Annotated in this window: 2 protein-coding genes; one reads left to right on the top strand and one right to left on the bottom strand. The window is 63.9% G+C overall.

Annotated elements, in window-relative coordinates; all coding sequences use genetic code 11:
* Positions 1–465, bottom strand: a 465-nt coding sequence (gene cpaB, locus EOA79_RS31765; protein ID WP_128293670.1) for a Flp pilus assembly protein CpaB, incomplete at its 3' end; no start/stop codon positions are given.
* Positions 466–718: 253 nt separating this feature from the next.
* On the opposite strand from cpaB, the gene EOA79_RS31760 reads away from it, so the two are divergent.
* A partial coding sequence (locus EOA79_RS31760; RefSeq protein WP_245489981.1) for an ATP-binding protein occupies positions 719–1912 on the top strand: 1194 nt, incomplete at its 3' end.

Raw genomic sequence — 1912 nt, 5'->3', positions numbered from 1 at the left:
CGTCAGCACGACGTCGACCCGGTCGCCCGGCGTGATGAAGCCGCCGACGCCGGCGATCTCGTCGGTGCGGATGGTGACGGCCCGCATGCCCGGCGACAGCATGTTGGAAAGTGTGGCGCGGCCATTCGGTCCCGACAGCTTGGCGAGCAGCACCGGCTCGTTGACCTCGATCGGCGACAGCACGACGCGGCTGCCTTCGGCCAGCAGCTTGTCGACGGTCGGGAAGGCGCCTTGCGGCAGAGAATCCTGCGGCCACGGAATTTCGGTGAGTTGCGACCGGTCGAGCTGCATGCCGTAGCGCAGCGGCGCATTCGCCACGACGATGGTCTTGAATTCGACTTTGGCCTCGTGCGGCACCACGATCGATGCCGTCTTCTGCTCGGACTGGGCCCTCGCCTGGCTTTTGACCCAGAAGTCCGCGGCAAAGATCGAGATCGCGCCGAAAACGGCTGCGATGCCGATCATGGTTATGGCCCTGCCCTTCACAACGAAACCCCTGACGCCCCGTGGTCTTTTGTCGTTGAGGCTCACGCTAGGCGTTAATGTTAAAGAATCAGGAATCCGAAGGGTGGAGCCCGCCCTATTTCCAGCGGCTTGGTTATCGAATGGTTTTGGAATAAGAGACAGTTTGATCCCTGAACGGAACAGGAACTCGTTCGCCCGCCAAAAGCGTGGCAGTATCGAGGAGTGATTCGCAGTACCGGACTTAATGGCTAGCATGGACGACACCAGCGATCTTTTCGGCAACCCGGAAAAGCAGCCCCAGCAAGTACGCGCGTCCTCGCGGCCGGCCGATCCGCTGGTGCAGGCCGCAAAGCGCTCGGCCGCCGCCCGCGACGGCAGCGAGAGCTACAGCGCCGCCGACATCGAGGTGCTTGAGGGGCTGGAGCCGGTGCGCCGCCGCCCAGGCATGTATATCGGCGGCACCGACGACAAGGCGATGCATCACCTCTTCGCCGAGGTCATCGACAATTCGATGGACGAGGCGGTGGCCGGCCACGCCACCTTCATCGACGTCGAGCTTTCGGCGGACGGATTTCTTACCGTCACCGACAATGGCCGCGGCATTCCGATCGATCCGCATCCGAAGTTCAAGAAGCCGGCGCTCGAAGTCATCATGACGACGCTGCATTCGGGCGGCAAGTTCGACTCCAAGGTCTACGAGACCTCCGGCGGTCTGCACGGCGTCGGCGTATCCGTCGTCAACGCGCTGTCCGACCACCTCGAGGTCGAGGTCGCGCGCGGGCGCCAGCTCTATCGCCAGCGCTTCTCGCGCGGCGTTCCGGTGAGCGGGCTGGAGCACCTCGGCGAGGTGCACAACCGCCGCGGCACCAGGACCCGCTTCCATCCCGACGAGCAGATCTTCGGCAAGGGCGCCGCCTTCGAGCCGGCCCGGCTCTACCGCATGACGCGCTCGAAGGCCTATCTGTTCGGCGGCGTCGAGATCCGCTGGACCTGCGATCCCTCGCTGATCAAGGAAAAGGATCAAACTCCGGCCAAAGCCGAGTTCCATTTCCCGGGCGGCCTCAAAGACTACCTCAAGGCCACCGTCGGCGACGAATTCCAGGTCACGCGCGAAGTCTTCGCGGGCAAAAGCGACAAGCAGGGCGGCCACGGCTCGCTGGAATGGGCGGTGACCTGGTTCGGCGGCGACGGCTTCCTCAACTCCTACTGCAATACGATTCCCACTCCCGAGGGCGGCACGCATGAGGCGGGCTTCCGCAACGTGCTGACGCGCGGGCTTCGCGCATATGCCGATCTCATCGGCAACAAGCGCGCCTCGATCGTCACGACCGAGGACGTCATGATCTCGGCCGCCGGTATGCTGTCGGTATTCATCCGAGAGCCGGAATTCGTTGGCCAGACCAAGGACAGGCTGGCCACCATCGAGGCGATGCGCGTCGTTGAAACC

It is taken from the genome of Mesorhizobium sp. M1A.F.Ca.IN.020.03.2.1 (assembly GCF_004023205.1).
GTDB lineage: Bacteria > Pseudomonadota > Alphaproteobacteria > Rhizobiales > Rhizobiaceae > Mesorhizobium.
Note: the sequence above shows the minus strand (reverse complement) of the source record. Positions and strands in the feature narration are given on the sequence as shown.